The organism is Pseudomonas sp. B7(2017) (assembly GCF_002112745.1).
Classification (GTDB): Bacteria; Pseudomonadota; Gammaproteobacteria; order Pseudomonadales; family Pseudomonadaceae; genus Aquipseudomonas; species Aquipseudomonas ekonensis.
The window spans coordinates 60,021-76,802 of the sequence record NZ_NEIP01000009.1 but is presented as its reverse complement, the minus strand read 5'-3'; the positions used below and the strand labels follow the sequence as shown (position 1 = coordinate 76,802).

General features: G+C 51.7%; 17 protein-coding genes. 11 read left to right on the top strand and 6 right to left on the bottom strand.

Going from position 1 to position 16,782, the window contains the following annotated elements:
* Nucleotides 1–210: 210 nt before the first annotated feature.
* The 7 genes from CAG29_RS17945 (at nucleotide 211) to CAG29_RS17920 (ending at nucleotide 4,907) form a co-directional block, all read left to right on the top strand.
* Nucleotides 211–879, top strand: coding sequence for a DsbA family protein (locus CAG29_RS17945; RefSeq protein ID WP_085694908.1), 669 nt, complete (start codon nucleotides 211–213; stop codon nucleotides 877–879).
* A 298-nt stretch (nucleotides 880–1,177) separates the two neighbouring features.
* Nucleotides 1,178–2,464 (top strand): OprD family porin, encoded by a 1,287-nt coding sequence (locus CAG29_RS17940; RefSeq protein ID WP_085631926.1) that lies wholly within the window; start codon nucleotides 1,178–1,180, stop codon nucleotides 2,462–2,464.
* A gap of 20 nt (nucleotides 2,465–2,484) precedes the next feature.
* Nucleotides 2,485–2,661, top strand: coding sequence for a hypothetical protein (locus CAG29_RS28545; RefSeq protein ID WP_170930285.1), 177 nt, complete (start codon nucleotides 2,485–2,487; stop codon nucleotides 2,659–2,661).
* 33 nt (nucleotides 2,662–2,694) lie between these two features.
* Nucleotides 2,695–3,441: a 2OG-Fe dioxygenase family protein gene (locus CAG29_RS17935; RefSeq protein ID WP_085581906.1), complete on the top strand. Its 747-nt coding sequence runs from the start codon at nucleotides 2,695–2,697 to the stop codon at nucleotides 3,439–3,441.
* 79 nt (nucleotides 3,442–3,520) lie between these two features.
* Nucleotides 3,521–3,898 (top strand): GNAT family N-acetyltransferase, encoded by a 378-nt coding sequence (locus CAG29_RS17930; protein WP_085582221.1) that lies wholly within the window; start codon nucleotides 3,521–3,523, stop codon nucleotides 3,896–3,898.
* Nucleotides 3,895–4,611 carry an AzlC family ABC transporter permease gene (locus CAG29_RS17925; RefSeq protein WP_085694907.1) on the top strand — a complete coding sequence of 239 codons (717 nt, stop codon included), beginning with the start codon at nucleotides 3,895–3,897 and terminating at the stop codon, nucleotides 4,609–4,611. Before CAG29_RS17930 ends, CAG29_RS17925 begins: the two co-directional genes overlap by 4 nt.
* Complete coding sequence (locus CAG29_RS17920) at nucleotides 4,590–4,907, top strand: AzlD domain-containing protein (RefSeq protein ID WP_085581901.1); 318 nt, start codon at nucleotides 4,590–4,592, stop codon at nucleotides 4,905–4,907. Before CAG29_RS17925 ends, CAG29_RS17920 begins: the two co-directional genes overlap by 22 nt.
* Here CAG29_RS17920 and CAG29_RS17915 read toward each other — a convergent pair.
* Nucleotides 4,824–5,750: a LysR family transcriptional regulator gene (locus CAG29_RS17915; RefSeq protein WP_085694906.1), complete on the bottom strand. Its 927-nt coding sequence runs from the start codon at nucleotides 5,748–5,750 to the stop codon at nucleotides 4,824–4,826. The genes CAG29_RS17920 and CAG29_RS17915 overlap by 84 nt on opposite strands.
* Nucleotides 5,751–6,122: 372 nt before the next feature.
* Between CAG29_RS17915 and CAG29_RS17910 the strand changes: the two genes are divergently transcribed.
* The 4 genes from CAG29_RS17910 to CAG29_RS17895 all read left to right on the top strand — a co-directional run bounded on the left by CAG29_RS17910 (nucleotide 6,123) and on the right by CAG29_RS17895 (nucleotide 8,143).
* Nucleotides 6,123–6,386, top strand: coding sequence for a type II toxin-antitoxin system RelB/DinJ family antitoxin (locus CAG29_RS17910; RefSeq protein WP_256576789.1), 264 nt, complete (start codon nucleotides 6,123–6,125; stop codon nucleotides 6,384–6,386).
* 153 nt (nucleotides 6,387–6,539) lie between these two features.
* Nucleotides 6,540–6,758 (top strand): 4-oxalocrotonate tautomerase family protein, encoded by a 219-nt coding sequence (locus CAG29_RS17905; RefSeq protein ID WP_085581897.1) that lies wholly within the window; start codon nucleotides 6,540–6,542, stop codon nucleotides 6,756–6,758.
* Nucleotides 6,755–7,399, top strand: a complete 645-nt coding sequence (locus CAG29_RS17900; RefSeq protein WP_085694904.1) for a DsbA family oxidoreductase — start codon at nucleotides 6,755–6,757, stop codon at nucleotides 7,397–7,399. The genes CAG29_RS17905 and CAG29_RS17900 overlap by 4 nt, the downstream gene beginning before the upstream one ends.
* Before the next feature lie 33 nt (nucleotides 7,400–7,432).
* A complete protein-coding gene (locus CAG29_RS17895) occupies nucleotides 7,433–8,143 on the top strand; it encodes an SDR family NAD(P)-dependent oxidoreductase (protein WP_085657141.1) in 711 nt (236 codons plus the stop codon).
* A gap of 57 nt (nucleotides 8,144–8,200) precedes the next feature.
* Here CAG29_RS17895 and CAG29_RS17890 read toward each other — a convergent pair whose 3' ends face one another.
* The 5 genes from CAG29_RS17890 to CAG29_RS17875 form a co-directional block, all read right to left on the bottom strand.
* On the bottom strand, nucleotides 8,201–8,476 hold the full coding sequence (locus tag CAG29_RS17890) for a DUF3077 domain-containing protein (RefSeq protein ID WP_085694903.1): 276 nt from the start codon (nucleotides 8,474–8,476) through the stop codon (nucleotides 8,201–8,203).
* A gap of 866 nt (nucleotides 8,477–9,342) precedes the next feature.
* Nucleotides 9,343–11,001, bottom strand: coding sequence for a hypothetical protein (locus tag CAG29_RS28660; protein ID WP_218191442.1), 1,659 nt, complete (start codon nucleotides 10,999–11,001; stop codon nucleotides 9,343–9,345).
* 948 nt (nucleotides 11,002–11,949) lie between these two features.
* Nucleotides 11,950–12,915: a hypothetical protein gene (locus CAG29_RS28285; protein ID WP_139831507.1), complete on the bottom strand. Its 966-nt coding sequence runs from the start codon at nucleotides 12,913–12,915 to the stop codon at nucleotides 11,950–11,952.
* Nucleotides 12,916–12,937: 22 nt separating this feature from the next.
* Nucleotides 12,938–15,484 (bottom strand): DEAD/DEAH box helicase, encoded by a 2,547-nt coding sequence (locus tag CAG29_RS17880; protein WP_085694901.1) that lies wholly within the window; start codon nucleotides 15,482–15,484, stop codon nucleotides 12,938–12,940.
* Nucleotides 15,481–16,380, bottom strand: coding sequence for a DUF1837 domain-containing protein (locus tag CAG29_RS17875; RefSeq protein ID WP_085694900.1), 900 nt, complete (start codon nucleotides 16,378–16,380; stop codon nucleotides 15,481–15,483). Before CAG29_RS17875 ends, CAG29_RS17880 begins: the two co-directional genes overlap by 4 nt.
* Nucleotides 16,381–16,782: the final 402 nt, after the last annotated feature.

The following is a 16,782-nucleotide window of genomic DNA, read 5'->3' as shown; positions in this document are numbered from 1 at the left end:
AATGCTTTGCATTTGCCTCCGTTAATGATTCGTTAATAAGTTCCTTTGATTGATTGTTTCAATTTATTTCGGGATTGATACAAACCCGTTCCGCCCGCCATTCGACCGATTCAGGCAACAGACTGAACGCGATTCCGGCGTTTTTCGACAACCGCTGGAGTACTAATCTGCCGCCATCGATTTTTCCCACCTTTGATGCCGGAGTTTCCGATGATCCTTCACTACATTTACGACCCGCTCTGTGGCTGGTGCTACGGCGCCGAACCCCTGGTTCAGGCCGCGCAGCAGGTGCTGCCGGTGGTGCCCCACGGCGGCGGCATGATGACCGGCGCCAATCGCCAGAATGTTTCGCCGCAGCTGCGCAATTACGTCATGCCTCACGACCGGCGCATCGCCGAGTACACCGGCCAGCCGTTCGGCGAGGCGTATTTCGAGGGGCTGCTGCGCGATCACACGGCGGTCTTCGACTCCGCCCCGCCGATCGCCGCGGTGATGGCCGCCGAACAATTGGACGGGCGCGGGCTGACGCTGCTCGGCCGCCTGCAGACCGCCCATTACGTGGAAGGCCGGCGGATCGCCGATGAGGCCGTGCTGATGGAACTGGCGGCTGAGCTGGGTTACGACCCGGCCGCTTTCCGGGCGGCTTTCGCGTCCGCCGATACCGCGCGCCATATAAAGGAAAGCCGCGCACTGCTGGCGACGCTGCACGGCAACGGCTTCCCGACCTTCGCGCTGGAGCAGGACGGGCAGTTCACCCTGTTCGATATCGGCCCGTGGGTGGGCAAGCCGCAGGCCTTCGCCCAATGGCTGGGCGAGTGCCTGCCGAGTGCTGCACCTGCGCAGGCCTTGCCGGTCTGCGGGCTCGACGGCTGCGCTTGAGCGCATCAGGGAATCCCTGATCGCTGTCATTTCCGTGCACGCCGCTATCACAAAAATTACGTTTTTTAGACGATTTTTGCCTATTTACAGACGATTCTTGAAATTGACACATTGTTCAGGGCGCGGCTACGATTCGGCCCAACGCCTGTGGCCAACCGCCATGACTCAAGAACAATAAGAAGGCCCGCTACGGCTTTGCCGTGGGCGGGCCTTTTTGTTCCGGGATGAAAAAAGAGTGCGATAGCGCCGTTTCAGCCGTTCGACACAGCGCGTTTCAACCCGTAATAAGGAAAACAAAATGTTGAACAAGCGGATCAGTCTGATCGCATTGGGGATGTTGAGCGCCACTTCGGCCATGGCTAACGACCAGGCCGAGTCCAAGGGTTTTGTTGAAGACAGCAGCCTCAAAGTGCTGCTGCGCAATGCCTACATCAACCGTGACTACAAAGACGGCAACAAAGACAAGGCCGAGTGGGGCCAAGCGGCCATCGGCACGTTCTCGTCCGGCTTCACCCAAGGCACCATCGGTGTGGGTGTGGACGCCTTCGGTCTGTACGCGCTGCGTCTGGACGGCGGCAAGGGCCGCAGCGGCGCCGGCGGCATCGACTTCTTCAAGCAAGGCGACAGCGGCAACGCGGCCGACGACCTGTCCAAGGGCGGCGCGGCGGTGAAATTCCGTCTGTCCAACACCGTGCTGACCTACGGTGACCAGATGCCGGCCCTGCCGGTGCTGAACTACGACAACTCGCGCCTGCTGCCGGAAAGCTACACCGGCACCCTGATCACCTCCAAGGAGATCAAAGGCCTGGAACTGAACGCCGGCCGTTTCACCGCCGAATCGCGCAAGAGCGCCGAAGGCCGTGACAGCGGCGGCCTGAAGTCGATCAACGTGTTGGGCGGCAGCTACCAGTTCACCGAGCGCTTCAAGGGTGCGCTGTACGCTTCCGACGTCGAAGACGTGCTGAAGAAGCAGTACATCAACGCCAACTACGTGCTGCCGATCGACAAGGATCAGTCCCTGACCTTCGACTTCAACGGCTACCGCACCAAGCTGGACGACTCCTACGTCCGCGAAAGCGGCGCGACCGGCGACGACAACAAGATCTGGAGCCTGGCGGCGACCTTCGCCACCGGCCCGCACTCGTTCACCGTGGCGCACCAGCGCTCCACCGGCGACAGCAACCTGGGCTACGCCTACGGCGGCTACCAGAAAGGCCAAGGCCGCGTCGGCGACGGCGGCAACACCATCTACCTGGCCAACTCCTACTGGTCGGACTTCAACGCTGAAGACGAACGCAGCTGGCAGCTGGGCTACGGCCTGGACTTCGGCGCCTTCGGCGTGCCGGGCCTGAGCTACAACTTCGCGTACGTGCGTGGCGACAACATCACCACCTCCACCAGCGAAGGCGGCACCGAGCGCGAAATCTTCAACCAGTTCAAGTACGTGGTGCAGAGCGGTCCGGCCAAGGACCTCAGCGTGAAACTGCGCAGCTCGATCCTGCGCGTGTCGCAGAAGTCCAGCGAGTACAACGTCAGCGGCAACGAAGTGCGTGTGTTCGTGGATTACCCGATCAACATCTTCTGATGATCGCTTAAGCTGCAGACATGGAAAAAACCCCGATCGGTTCGGGGTTTTTTTTCGGCCCGTTTTTGATGAAAAAGGCGAAAAAGACGCTTTTCGACCCCTTCAAACTGCATTTGAAGGTGCTTCAAAAGCCGTTTCAAACAGGGCTTCAAATGCCTGAAATTCTTTCTCATGGACGCAAATTCTCCACCCTCTAGATTAGGGCGTTCAATGCAACGGAGAATTTGGTAATGATCGTTTTGAACAGAGAAGTGGGCGAATCGCTACGGCGCGACAAGTATGTCAACGTCCAGGGTGGTGACTTCAATCTCTACGGTCATTTCGCCGACTTCGTCAGACTGACCAAAAGTTGGGAAAACATGGAACCTGACAGTTATTACGGTCAGGCCGACGCGGGCATGCGCTACCGTCGCTACAGCGACTTCGAATACAACCCCAAGACCCGTGAACTGCGTCAGCTGGAACACCGCGCGTATGTGCAGTCCAAGGCCAACAACAGTTACGTGGGCGGCGTGGTGCGGCACTTCCAGGACTTCTCCGATGAAGTCATCACTTCGCCTGTGATGCGCAGCCTGATCGACACCGATTTCGAGGTGTACAAGAACGTGCTGCCGGAAGAGCTGCACGAGGAAATCTGGCAGTGCCAGATCCACCAGATCCGCATCGAGATCAAGCCTGGCAAGCAACTGGAGATCACGCCGGAAGGCATCCACTGCGACGGCTACCCGTTCAGTGGCGTGCACTTCTGGGGCCGCAACAACGTCGATGGCGCCGAAAGCCGTCTGTACGACATCCATGAGCATCAACTGGCGTCGACCACCTACCAGGAAATTCTCGACACCACGTACTTCCTCGACCGTGACATGCGCCACTACGTGACACCGGCGCGCAACACCCATTCGAGCGCCATGGCTTACCGGCAGATTCTGGCGATTTCCTTCTCGCGGCCCGGGACCGCTTTCGACATTGTTCGCTAATCAGATCACCCCAATCGACGGCGTCGAATGCTCGACGCCGGTGGTGCTGCGACGCGCCACCGCCAAGGATGCGCAGCGCATGGAGCGCTTCTTCCGCCAGTTCGACGAAGTGTCCTTCTGCGAGTGGCAGGACGCCAAGTGCCTGCGCGGCGTGCTGATCCAGAAGACCACCACGGCTTATCTCGCCTTCGACGTCGAAGGCGAGATCGTCGGCGCGGTGCTCGGCGGCATGCTCGGCAGCCGCGGCACCATCAACCACTTGGCGGTCAGCCTGCGCTACCGCAGCCAAGGCGTCGGCCAGCGGCTGGTGGAGGCGGCGTCGTCCGACATGAAGCGGGTCGGCGTGCTGCGGATGTTTCTGTTCGTCGACGATGCTAACCTCGCGGGCAAGCGTTTTTGGACGGCCCAGGGTTTTTGCGAACCTCACGGCGAACGGACTTACGAGAGGGATCTATGAATGAAACGTCCGGCAGTGCGCCGCTGATGGCCGACCGTCAGCCGTCGCGCACGTTCGCCGAAGCCAGCCCGGTGGTGGCCGGCTACTTCACGGTGTCGTTCGTGTTCGGGCTGATGGCGGTCAACGCCGGGCTGCCGCTGTGGCTGCCGGTAGCGATGTGCCTGTTCGTGTATGCCGGTGCTTCGCAATTCGCGGCGCTGGCGCTGATCAGCAGCGGGGCGTCGCTGACCACCATCGTGCTGACCACTTTCCTGATCAACGCGCGGCATATGCTGATGTCGGTGTACATGGCCAAGGCCTTGCGCGCGCTGGGCCTGAGCCGCATGGAGCGCTGGTGCTACGCCGGCGGGCTGACCGACGAATCGTTCGCCTTCCACAGCGTGAAACTGGGCAACGGCGCACCGGTGAACGTGCGTTACCTGATCGGCTTCAACCTGTTCTGCCACACCTCTTGGGTGCTCGGCGGGTTGCTCGGGGCGGTCTGCGCGCAATACGCGGCGCACCTGATCAAGTACCAGCTCGACTACGCCCTGACCGCGATGATGCTCTACGTGCTGGTCTCGCTGTGCAACACCCGGAAAAAACTCGTCGCCGCCCTGGGCGCCGTGCTGTGCATGGGTGCACTGAGCCTGGTGGGCACTTCGCCGTTCAACGTTTTCATCGCCACGTTTGTGGGTTGCGGGGTGGGTGTATGCCTGACCAAACGTTCCTGATGCTGGTGGTGGCGCTGATGATGGCCGTGACCTTCCTGCCGCGGGCGCTGCCGTTGCAGGTCAACACCGAGCACTGGCCGCCCTTCGTGGCGCGAGCGCTGGAGTACCTGCCGGTGGCGATCGTCGCTGCGATCAGCCTGACTCCCTTGTTGATCAAGGATCAGCGCATACAGCTCGACCGCCCGGAATTCTATGCCGCGATTCCGACGTTGTTATGTGCGTATTTCAGCAAAAACCTCTTTCTCAGTGTGGCGGTTGGGACGGCTGCGTACATTGCGCTCGGCTCGTTCATGTAGCGGCAGATCGACCACCTCGTTCAGCGCCTGGCCGGACAGGTCCGGGTTGTTCACCGCCAGGCGTACTTCGAGGAAATCCTCGAACCCGGGGAAAATCGTCAGGCCGTTCTTCTGCGCGGCCTCGCGCGAGACCATGCCGACGCCGTCCATCTGGGTGATCAGCGACAGGGTCAGGGTTTCGCTGCATGAATAGACCATGCGCTGGCCGTTCTCCTGATTGCCCAGCCCCGCGTCGAGAAAACGCAAGAAGCTGTGGGAATACGGACAATCTTCTGCAGGACGCACCTGAAACTTGTTGCCCAACAACGTCAGTGGATCATTCTCCTGCCCGCAATGGGCGCCGACCACCTGCACCTGCACGTCCGGCAAGACAAGGCTCGGCAGGCCCGGCCGCTGCGGGCCGATCAGCACCGCCAGGTCGAAGTCCTCGTTCTTCAGCTTGCTGAGGTTTTCCATCGACTCGGCGTAGCTGAATTCCATCTGGTAATCGGGAAACACCTCGATCAGGCGTCCGATCATCCGCCGGTTGAAGTCCGGCGCCAGCGTGTTGTTCAACGCCACCTTCAGGGTGCGCTGGCCCGGCGCCTTCAGCGTTTCGACTTTCTCTTCCATCTGGCGCGTGGCGATCAGCACCCGGTCCATGTAAGGCGTGAGCTCGGTGCCTTGCGGCGTCAGCGTCAGCCCTTTGTTGGATCGGCGAAACAAGCGGAAACCGAACTGTTCTTCGACCTTGTTCAACTGCGCGGCCAACGCCTGCACGGTCAGGCACGAATGCTCGGCTGCGGCCGACAACGAGCCGGTCTGCACGATGCGCATGAGGTTGCGTAAGGTTCTGCTATCCATGGGTAATGCCCTCTGATGTGGGCTGGGTATTGTTGTGTACGTTTCCGCCGGTCCGGCGCCATCTGCCGGCTATATTCCTGTACCTGAGCATAGTTGTCGCGCAATTAGTAGCGAATTGATGCCCCCGCCGATGGCTGGAGGCTGACAGAGGATCGGGGTTTTTGATGACGTGGGGGTGATTGGGGTCAAAAAAGTACCCGAATCAGTCATGGGAGAGTGGTTATTCTGAGAGAAGGGGATGAGAGGAGAGATTCTCCTTTACTTGCGATCATTACGGAAAATTCCTATGGAAAGCTGCAATTGCGCTGATGGCGTCGGTCTCTGTCAGCACCTCTAATAGGTTCCGTTCGTATCAGTAAATAGCAGATACAGGTGATTGCCTTGGATGTTCAGTTGAGATTCGCCGATTTGGAGGCAGAAGCCAGCAAGGTTTTGGACGCTCACGGGCTTACCCTCGCAGATGCAGTTCGTTTGTTTCTCATTAAAGTCGTTACGACTCAGAACCTACCGTTCGAAACGCGAAAACCTTCCCCGAAGGCCGCCCGGGCCATACGGGAAGCTAGAGAGATAGGTCGACGTTTCGACTCCATGGATGAAGGGCAAAGAAAGCAGGGCCGACGAAAACGCACTAAGTAGCGGCATGAAGAAGGCTTGGCGGTTTGCGCCGAATTGATTACACCACCTCACAAATGAAGTACCCCATCCCTACTTTTTCCCCTCCCGCCGCACGCCTAAATTGAGCTCCAACACCTGACCCCATCCCGAGGCCAGGTCACTGGGAGAGTCGTCATGCCATTCGTCAGCGTCCGCATCACCCGCGACGGCGTCACCGCCGAACAGAAGGCCCAGGTGATCGCCGAAATCACGGAAACCCTGGAACGCGTCCTCAATAAACGCCCGGATCTGACCCACATCGTGATCGAGGAAGTCGACACCGATAACTGGGGCTACGCCGGCATCACCACCACCGAGTACCGCCGACAGCTGGCGGAACGGGGCCAGTCATGACCCCGACCGTGACCATCGATTTCGTCTCCGACGTGGTGTGCCCCTGGTGCGCCCTCGGGGCGACGGCGCTGGAGCAGGCCATCGCCAACCTGGCCGGCGAAGTCTCGGTGGAGCTGACCTACAAGCCCTTCGAACTGAACCCGGACATGCCCGCCGAAGGCGAACCGGCGGAGCAGCACCTGATGCGCAAGTACGGGCGCAGCGCCGCCGACATCGTCGCCGGCAAACGGATGCAGATCGAACGCGGCCAGGCCATCGGCTTCGAGTTCGACCTGGAGAAGCGCACGCACTTCTACAACACCTTCGACGCCCACCGCCTGCTGATGTGGGCGGCGCAGGAAGGGCGGCAGATCGCGCTGAAGAAGATCCTGCTGCGCGCCTACTTCCGCGACGGTGCCGACCCGAGCGACCGGCCGACCCTGGTGCAACTGGCCGCCGAAGCGGGACTGGATGCGGCCCGGGCCCGCAAGGTGCTGGCCAACGACGAGTTCGCCAGCGAAGTGCGCCAGCTCGAAACGTTTTACCGGCAACACGGCATCAACTCGGTGCCGGCGCTGATTCTGAACGGCACGCACCTGGTGTCCGGTTCGCAATCGGTCGAGTACTACGAACAGATGCTTAAACAACTGGCCAAGGCCTGATTGAACACCGTCTTTATCATTGAGGAATCCATCATGAGCAGCTCGAAAAAAACCGTCGTCATCACCGGTGCATCCCAAGGTCTGGGCGAAGGCATGGTCAAGGCCTTCCGCGAACTGGGCTACAACATCGTCGCCACCTCGCGCTCGATCAAACCGTCGAACGACCCGCAGATCCTGACCATCGCCGGCGACATCGGCGACCCCGCCACCGCCCAGCGCGTGATCAGCGAAGGCGTGGCCCGCTTCGGCCGCATCGACACCTTGGTCAATAACGCCGGCATCTTCGTCGCCAAACCGTTCACCGCCTACACCCCGCAAGACTACGCGGCGGTGCTGTCGGTCAACCTCAACGGCTTCTTCTACATCACCCAACTGGCCATCGCCGAAATGGAAAAACAGGGCAAGGGCCACGTGGTCAACATCACCACCAGCCTCGTCGACCACGCCATCGACGGCGTCCCTTCGGTTCTCGCCTCACTGACCAAGGGCGGCCTCAACGCCGCGACCAAATCCCTGGCCATCGAATACGCCAAACGCGGCATCCGCGTGAACGCCGTATCGCCAGGCATCATCAAGACCCCGATGCACGGCGAAGAAACCCACGCGGCGCTGGGCAGCCTGCACCCGGTCGGGCACATGGGCGAAATCGAGGACATCGCGCAGGCGGTGGTCTACCTCGACAACGCGGGCTTCGTGACCGGCGAGATTCTGCATGTGGATGGCGGGCAGAGCGCCGGGCACTGAGTGCGGTTGAAACACAAAGCCCTCGCAGAGATGCGAGGGCTTTTTTATGGACGCGGTTCAGGGTTTGGGCTTCGGCGAATCCAGGACTTTCACTGCGTCGTCGATCAAGGCCTTGCTCAACTCCTGCAAATACTGCGAGGCACAGGAACGTAGGTCGGGATCACGCGCGGCGGAGGTGTCGGCGATCAGCAATCGGGATATGTGGAGGAGCTGCGAGGCATGGGAGAGGGCGGTAGTGACCGGGACGCCGGCGTTGGTGCGGAACAGCGCGTGGTTCGAGTGGAAGGAGAAGTGGGTGAGGCCGAGGGTTTTCAGGTCTTGAGGGTAGGTCATTGGGCTTCACCTACCGTTCGCTGGGCGGTGGAGAGCGATGACCGGTGTGTGGAGCTTGGACGGATTGATGGCATTCATTTGTGAAACTCCCTGTATCAAATGAGGGCTGCCAATTCGTTATCAGGCGAATGGGTGGCAGCTATGCGTAGGCTGATAAACCGGAGATACAGGAACCCGGCAGACCCGAAGGTCTCCCACGCACAGCCGCCATTACACGGAGTTGCGGGCATGAAAAAGCGCCGGCAAACGTGGGTTGGGGCGCTGGGGGCGCCTGCATCTTACTCGGGTTATCAGGCCCGGTCGCTGGATTGGTGGCGACGGGGTTGACGGTAGCTTGGGGGCGGGGGGAGCGCAATCGTGGCGAAGTGCTGGTGTTAGCGAGGTGATATCTGTGGCCTTTGATCGCCGAGCTTTTGAAGGGGAGGTTCAGAGGGAAGTTAAGGAACAGCAAGTCAGACCTTGGAGTTTCTGTCCAAAAAAGCAACAAAAGCTATCTGAGGGTGGATGTGGAAGTTATGGCCTAACAAGGTTTTTACGGGTTTAGAAATAAAATATATAGTAAATTATGAGGGGCAATTTCATGCTGGTAAAATGTTCTGCGTCAGTTTTTGAGGAGAGGATGTAACGTTTTGTTTGGTTTAATCACGCCAAATTGGATTGAGAGTATATTTTATTCAGTGTTGTGAGTTGTATGGTGGTCTACAAATTTTGGCTCAATGGATGTCGTAACGTGGGAGGTGCGACTTTTTATTATAGAGCCAGGAGGGTTGGGGCCAAGTGAGTGCCAAACTAACTTGGCCCCTGCAAAAATATTATGTGTTGGATGTATTAATGTAATTGTGTCTGGTTGGTGGTGTTGTGGTTTTTTAAAGTGCTAAAGCGTTCAGTTCGTCTTTATAAGGCATTTTGGATGAGTATAGGTTGTGAAATGCTTTTCCAATCGCGCCTGAAAAAAGAATTAATTCTGGATTGTTGGTTCCTCCCATGAGTATATGGCTCATTGCAATTCCTGGGTATGGGTCGATGTAATATATTTCCTTTACGCCGAGTTGATATGCTTTTTTTGCGCAAAGTTCACAAGGGCTTGCAGTGGTAAAAAGTTTTCCATGTTCTATACCTCTGCCGCCATATTTCGATAATTGTAAAAATGCATTCTCTTCTGCGTGTAACGAGCGCGTGTGTACTTGGTTTTTTTCGCCGATTAAATCATTGTACTCGCTTTTAAAACAGTACGAGATATTTCTTCCGGTGTTTTCTATTTTTTGGTATTTCTTGCTCTCTTCAGTGAATCTAGTGATGTATTTGATGTCGGTTTTTTCATATTCGGAGTACGCTTCTTGGTCGTTGCCGTTGACTAAGTCGAATCTGCTTCTCAAACTACAAGGTACCTGTCCAAAGGGAGTGTCATTCCATCCTACGGATTGAACTGAAAAGTTTTTATCCGTCACCACGGCTCCGACTTGTCTAGAAATACAGCCTGAGTTAAGTTTCGCGGTGTAAGCTATTTGCATGCATCTTTCTAATGGCGTGGGTGTTACTAGCCCCGGGCGAACCATCAAGCAAACGAAAGTTAAAATTTGATTTGCTAGTGAACTAAAGTGTGAGACGGTGTTGCTTGAGTTAGGGTTGCTCACATAAAGATCGGAACGTTGTAAGCAGGCCTGGATGTCCTGTTTTATGTAAGTGGATTTTTCGGTGAGCTTTCTGTCGCCATACTCTTCGTCGTCCATTGCTTTGATTTGGCTATCTGTATACCCCAGCCCTCTGAGTCTTGCTTTACGTTGATCGTCCTCACAGGAAACAGCCATCAAATAAAACGAAGAGTATCTATCTTGGAAGTAGATTGCCTCGAATGGATTTCGGATGGCGTCTATGACGATGAACGTCCTTTCACCTTTATTTCTAGCTTTTCGTATGGCCTTGATTATTTTGTTGATGCGATCGGCTAGAGAAAAGAAGTTTCCCCCAATTACCTCGTCTGAGGTTGGATCTCCAGAGTTTCTGACGTTGTTGCCGATAGTTTGGAAAAGAGATACATACCCAGCTCCACCGATTTTGTTTTTTAACTCGTTGTTTTGAGTTGGTAGGAACTCGGTATAGAAGGATCTCAGTGCATCAATATCTTGGTGGTTTAAGTTGTTGTGTGAGTCTTTTATTGTTTTGATTGTTTCTACGATTGTCTTTTGTAGCTCATCAGTAAGTCCGGCTACTCCTCCTGCGAAGCGAGCAACATCTTCAATTCTCTTTTCGCTGAGAAGTAATGTTAAAATTGAGCTGGCTTGTATTGAGATGAAAGGAGTCCAGGTTTTTTCAAAGCATTTGTATATTATTTTTTGTTTTCTTTGGTGGTTGTTCTCTGGAGCATTTCCTTTGTATAACGAGTGCTTTATGTGCTCTTGCTTTTTTGAAAGAATACTTGCTACGGTTGAACATCCGCTGCCGGTTTGCCCAGTCAGACCTATTATTATGAAGTCGTCTTTGTCTCCATAGATTTTTGAAATGGTATCTTCAAAATAAGTCGCCATTTTTTCATCCTTGTGTTGAGGCGGTTAGGGGGTATCGGCATGCATGAGTGGCAATATGCCATTTTTTTGGATGATATCAAGGAATTTTTGTTTCAGTTCTGAGGGGGGCAGATTATTCCGTTTCGATTCTATCTGGTTAGATGTTCTAGATAGCTATCACCCTTAAGCCTGTCGCGAAAGCCGAGCTACACGATAATCTCTAGTGGCAGCGTAGTTCAGTTTTTGACCTTAACCAGTTTTGGCCTACTATTCCTATCTAATGATCTACAGCCATAGCTTTAATGGCATAACTTATTGAAAATTAAAGAGAAAGTGGTCGATCTGTTTTTCGGTGCTGTAGTTCGAAAGTGGACAGTAGAGTTGGGGTCAAAACTGTCAGTGCATTGGCTTTCCACGATAGGAGAGTGTTCGAAACTCTAGAAGCAACAAAGCCTCTGCATCTCTGCAGGGGCTTCACTGTGTATGGTGCGGCATCACAAGTCGAAAAGTTTTATAAGTTGTTATTTTTATTGAATTTTATTTTTGATTTGTTTGACTATTTTCCTATGACTATCCGTAGGCATTCGCGTGAGCATATAGGCGGATGGAGCCAAACTCAGGCGGTGTGCGTTGAGGGATGGCCGGGAAAGGGTGACAGATCTGTTGTCCAGTGCTGTAGCTCAAGATTGGAAAGGAGAGCAAGGGCATAGACAGTCAGCACAACAACCATCCACAACAGAAAAATTTCCCAACCCCCAGAAACAACAAAGCCCCTGCATCTCTGCAGGGGCTTCACTGTGTATGGTGCGGCACCAGACGAACGGTCCTGGTCGGCGACGCCAGTTTTTTCGCAGATCTGGAATTCGGTGGAAAATTTGATGTACCTCAAAAGGTGACTATAAATCATTCAGCTATTTATGGCTCTCAGTGGAATCGAACTCGGACGTTTTAGTGGGGTTATGTTAAATCTCACTCAGCCATTATTCTGTCGTATCTATTCTGGCAATAGCCACAAGTGCCCTCCAAGTATTGATCTTCCAAACCTAAACTCTCGCCACACCATTCGCACTCGGTATATTCCAGTTCATAAAAACAAGAGGCGCACTCGTTATGGTCTAGAAGAAATGTATCTTCTCCACATTCTGGGCAATCGCCAGTGACAGCTTGGTCTCCATCCTTAACTCGCCAATGATTTCTACCAGCCATCGCTTCACTAATTGCCGGGCCTACTATCTGTGGATACGTAAACTCTTCCTGACAGCTACTGCACAGGAAATTAATATCCTCACGGATTGCCTGAGTATTTGTAACTCTTAGTAGCTCAGAGTCACATTCTGGGCATCTCATCTTAGGAATTGATTCACCAACTTCGGGGAATGGCCAGTTAACACTTTCTAAATTACCTCGGCATGATTGTAGCTCGGCGTCATATATTGTCGCTTCATTTAGCATTAATTCCCAGCACTCTTGACCTAAAATATCAACCGGTTGCTGACCCAAGTACGGCTCGCAAAATTGAATGATTAAATGAAGCGAGTTTGCTACCGCTTCCTTCATGCGCTCAGCGGGTAAAGTGCTAAAGTAATGCTCGATATTGTTGCGGATGCTTTGTAAAGTGCTAAGGCGATTCCACTCGATGTTCGTAATGCCTAGTGCTGTGAGTCGTTCAGTGATGTCGTGAACTTCTACTGTTTTCTTCCCCTTGCCAACCCATGCCACAATACCAGTGGTGGGATTGATTGTAGGGATTATTTTGGTTTTTAACAGGACTTCGTCAGAGCCTTCAGGACTAAGCTGCTGAAGCTTGTATTTGAATAGCAGAAGGATTCCTGCGTACAAGTTTCGTATGGCAGACTGCACCCGGCGGGGATCATCGCTATGGAAATCCTCCATTCCAACTTGAATTGACTCAATTGCATTGTTTAGTATGGACACAGTGATTCTCCATTTAACGATGTTAGTAGTATAGCTCTAGCTCGCTTAGCTCTCTAAATTCGTCGCTTTCTTTGTCCATGAGTTCAAGCAATTTTTTCTTTTCGAAAGGTGCTTTATTGCTGTCGTCAAAGTTCATTGAGCTTTCGTGGTTTTCAATCAAATACAGTGCGAGATGGCGAGGTATTCCGTAGTTTTGTAGTTCGATTACTCTGTAGTCAGTAGTGCCGTATTCAAGATACTCAGCCCAGTTGGGGACTTCAGCAGTATCGCCAAGGCTTGAGTTTATAAGCAGGTTGTAGTTTTCAAAGTAGCTTCTGATTTTGAAGCGTATGAAGTTGTCGATGTCTGATATTAGGTTGTTGATAACGACATTTAAGTGTTTTTTGTTGTTTTTATCGAAAGGGATGGTTTCGTTTGTGATCCAGATTTCGCCCTTGGTTTCATAATGGTCTAGGGCAGTTTGAATCATCAAATGAAGAGGTTTGGTATTTGCCCAGCCTGAAATTAACACGGCATAATATTTTAGAACGTCGGCAGAGGTATACAAAGGTGATTTTCCCGAAGATTCCTCGTCTGGCCAACGATAAAAATTGCTTAGCGATCTTAATGCGGCCAGAGCTGTCTCGTATGTGATTTCTTCAGGCAATATAGATGTACTGGCTCTAGCGTTCTTGTATATTTCATTTTGGTACTCAGGTTTTATTCCTGAGCATGACTCTAGAATTTTCTGCGGCACGACAATAGATGCAGTTTTTGCTTTTAATGTGGCTTGTCCCGTATTGCTACTGTTTATTAAACTTGATCTGAGGACTGAGTCATCACCGCGCACCTCATGGATTAGCGCAATGTTCGCATAGTGCTTCCAGATGCTTACTTGATTTGCAGAGGGTTTTTTCTTGGTAAATTCTTTTCCGTTCAAGGCGGATTCAAGATTTTTGTAAAAATTCCCTTTCCCAGAAATTATCTGCGGTTCAAGCTTCTTTATTTTCTTTTGTTTGACCACATTCAGGTCTGTTTCAGGCTTATCCCATCGGTTTTTTTTGTTGAATGCGCGGGTGCATATTATGTTGCCAGACAACTCTTTTGTGAGCCGGCCTGCGCGACCACAAAGATTCCAAAAGTCAATATCCGTAAATTTCGTTAGTCCAATAGCATTGCTCAATATGAAAATGTTTTTGGCAGGGAGGTTCACCCCTTCTAGAAGCGTGGAGGTGCAAAAAAGGTAGTCAATCTTTTTAGACTCAAAAAGCCACTCTATCCGCTCTCTAATACGCTGCGGTAAATTACCAAAGTGGAACGCTACGCCTTTCTTCAAACAATCGACTAAATAGTATTTTTTATGCAGATGCTGCTCGATGAGCGTAATTACTTCATTCACTTCCTTGATGTTTTTTGCTGGCAACGTTTCTGCAAATTGGAGGGCTAGTTCGATAGTATCAGATTTTGAGTTGCAATATATAATGCTCTTTTCTCCGCTGGATAGTTTTTTAATCCAGTGGTTTAAGTCGTTAGAATCAAATTCCAAGGAAAGATTTATCTCACTTTCAGAGTCGGATAAAAGTACTCCTCGCTTTTCAACTAAATCTAAAAAGTATCTATTCTGAGAAACAGGAGAGCTTTTTACGCAGAGTGATTCTTCTGCGCTTTTCTCAAATAGACGCAAAAAGATATCAGGATTTGGAATGTTTGGGGACGCAAAGTAAAGCTTGACGCTTTTTCTCTCGGCTTGAAGAATGGCGTGGTAATAAAGAGGGCTTCGCGTATCGCTCTCAGATACTATTTTGTGCGCTTCGTCAATAAACAGGTAGTCGATTTTGGGGTTGTCGGTGGTTGATAAGTAGGATATCAAGCGTTCGGGTGTGAAAATGAATATAAATTTATTGGATTCTCTCTTCAAGGCTTTTGGGATTATCGGATGAGCAAGTACTTTGTATTGAGTGTATTGCGAAAACTCCGACTTTATTTGGCTTTCTGCTTGATTTATAAGCGCCCTGGTGGGAACCAGTAAGGCAATGTTGTCATTGCCGTTGCTTTCACGTATTAAATGGTGGATAAAGGCCTTGATGATAAAAGACTTGCCGATAGATGTAGGGCCGGAAAAGCTGAAATGGTTGTTTTTTTTGAGGCTCTCGTAGATTTCATACTGTGAGTCTGTAAACGTGTGACTGCTATTCGGGATAGCGTGAAATGTTTCTTTGATGATCTTTTCAAAAACCACTTCTCGTGGTGATTTGACATCTACCCCCAAGCTATCTTCTAAATAGCTTAAGGCGGGGAAATTGCCTAGCCTGATAAGTATTGGCTTTGCGAATGTTAAAAAAGTTTCGTCTTTTTGATGCGATTCAGATAGTAAGCTGACTATTTTGTAAGATTTGTTTTTTGCGTCAGGGTTTTCTGAGCGTGAAAGTATGTCTGCGAAACGAAGGGAGTCGGTTAGCTCTTTTGATGTGATGTTGGCGACAGGGATCTTGAAAAAATTTTGTGCCGAAATAGTTTCGAGTTTAACTAACAATTCCCGAAAGTACTCGTCATTGAGTGCTTCGTTTGATAGCTCTTCAAAGAACCTCATTTTGTAATCTCCTCCTGGATTTTTGTTCTGGTCTTAGAGAGCTCTGTGAATGGTAAGATATAGATATAAAATCTGTGACCAAATAGCTTGTATTCGGTGATTTTTTTCTCGATATGGCTAAGGCGCTCTTGAATTTCTTTCTTAATTTTATCCTGAGTCTTCTTCCTGAATTCTGAATTAGGGAGCCAGCGATCGGCATCCTCAATAGTAATTTCATATCCAATGAATATCCCAAAGGCGTCGTCTACTTCGAACTTGTTGTCTCGTTTAGGATATATTATGCTTTTTATGAAACTCTTTTCGGCATCGCTGAATGTTTCTTTTTCTAGATGATCACTGATTAACCCCTTTTCATAGGGTAGTCCGCTTTTACTTACGCCTGAAGAATTGATTTCGTTCTTAAATTCGAATATTGACTTGAATGCATGGCTTAGTGCTGTGGTTAGGCTTTCTTCTGTTTTTGATTCGCCAAATATTATTTGAAAGTTTCCGTCGTCTAGTTTTGCGAAATGTACGCCGTCGGCGCCATTTACATAGTGACTTGTGGAGGTTTTAAGTTCGAGTTTCGAAAGTATTTTAGGTGCTTTCAGATGTGACTCTAAGAAACAATAAAGCAATAGCTCGCCAAGCTCTCCTCTGTTTCTCAAATAGTCCAGAAATTTTTCTCGTGCTTTTCTAGATAGAGTTGCAGGCTTTCCTTGATATTCTGTTCTTACCTTCCGAGATAGCGAGTAATTAACAAGCGGGTCTATCAGATTTTCTTGTAGAGATGTGTAGTTGAATTCGTTGGCATTGATTTTTAGTGAAAACAAATCTATTGTGTTGGACTTAACTGTATGGCAGTCCAGATGATCAAAACCATTGAGAAATTCATCGCTCTCGAGTGTTAAGTCCATTTCTTTTTGACATCCATATTCTTTGGCGTGTGTGTTTTGAGGAGGAATCTATTTGTATGGCAGCATGCCATTATGCGTCTGGCCAATTCAAGCCCGCGCCCTCATCCTGCTTAATGCAGAAATTTCTCAAGCCTTGTTATCGTCCTCTGACGGTTACCACCGCATTTCCCCCCACGTCATCCCGCCAAGAATGTTGAGTGTTATCAGGGATCAAGGCCCCTGCGACCTGTGGGGATGTCCTCTAACGCGGGACTGGCGGCTCCTTACGTCCGGGAGCAAGGGCATCTCATGATCTGGCCTCCTGAACACCGTTACCGGTGGGCGGGTGGAGGCAGCACTGGCTGACGAGACCAGCGCCTGAAGATCCTGAGCCATGTGCAAGCAGCAATGCGATGACCGGGG

Excerpts from the sequence above, each read along its gene's own strand:
- CAG29_RS17945 (WP_085694908.1), top strand. The coding sequence starts at position 211 with ATGATCCTTCACTACATTTACGACCCGCTCTGTGGCTGGTGCTACGGC.
- CAG29_RS17940 (WP_085631926.1), top strand. The coding sequence starts at position 1,178 with ATGTTGAACAAGCGGATCAGTCTGATCGCATTGGGGATGTTGAGCGCC.
- CAG29_RS28545 (WP_170930285.1), top strand. The coding sequence starts at position 2,485 with ATGGAAAAAACCCCGATCGGTTCGGGGTTTTTTTTCGGCCCGTTTTTG.
- CAG29_RS17935 (WP_085581906.1), top strand. The coding sequence starts at position 2,695 with ATGATCGTTTTGAACAGAGAAGTGGGCGAATCGCTACGGCGCGACAAG.
- CAG29_RS17930 (WP_085582221.1), top strand. The coding sequence starts at position 3,521 with ATGGAGCGCTTCTTCCGCCAGTTCGACGAAGTGTCCTTCTGCGAGTGG.
- CAG29_RS17925 (WP_085694907.1), top strand. The coding sequence starts at position 3,895 with ATGAATGAAACGTCCGGCAGTGCGCCGCTGATGGCCGACCGTCAGCCG.
- CAG29_RS17920 (WP_085581901.1), top strand. The coding sequence starts at position 4,590 with ATGCCTGACCAAACGTTCCTGATGCTGGTGGTGGCGCTGATGATGGCC.
- CAG29_RS17915 (WP_085694906.1), bottom strand. The coding sequence starts at position 5,750 with ATGGATAGCAGAACCTTACGCAACCTCATGCGCATCGTGCAGACCGGC.
- CAG29_RS17905 (WP_085581897.1), top strand. The coding sequence starts at position 6,540 with ATGCCATTCGTCAGCGTCCGCATCACCCGCGACGGCGTCACCGCCGAA.
- CAG29_RS17900 (WP_085694904.1), top strand. The coding sequence starts at position 6,755 with ATGACCCCGACCGTGACCATCGATTTCGTCTCCGACGTGGTGTGCCCC.
- CAG29_RS17895 (WP_085657141.1), top strand. The coding sequence starts at position 7,433 with ATGAGCAGCTCGAAAAAAACCGTCGTCATCACCGGTGCATCCCAAGGT.
- CAG29_RS17890 (WP_085694903.1), bottom strand. The coding sequence starts at position 8,476 with ATGACCTACCCTCAAGACCTGAAAACCCTCGGCCTCACCCACTTCTCC.
- CAG29_RS28660 (WP_218191442.1), bottom strand. The coding sequence starts at position 11,001 with ATGGCGACTTATTTTGAAGATACCATTTCAAAAATCTATGGAGACAAA.
- CAG29_RS17880 (WP_085694901.1), bottom strand. The coding sequence starts at position 15,484 with ATGAGGTTCTTTGAAGAGCTATCAAACGAAGCACTCAATGACGAGTAC.
- CAG29_RS17875 (WP_085694900.1), bottom strand. The coding sequence starts at position 16,380 with ATGGACTTAACACTCGAGAGCGATGAATTTCTCAATGGTTTTGATCAT.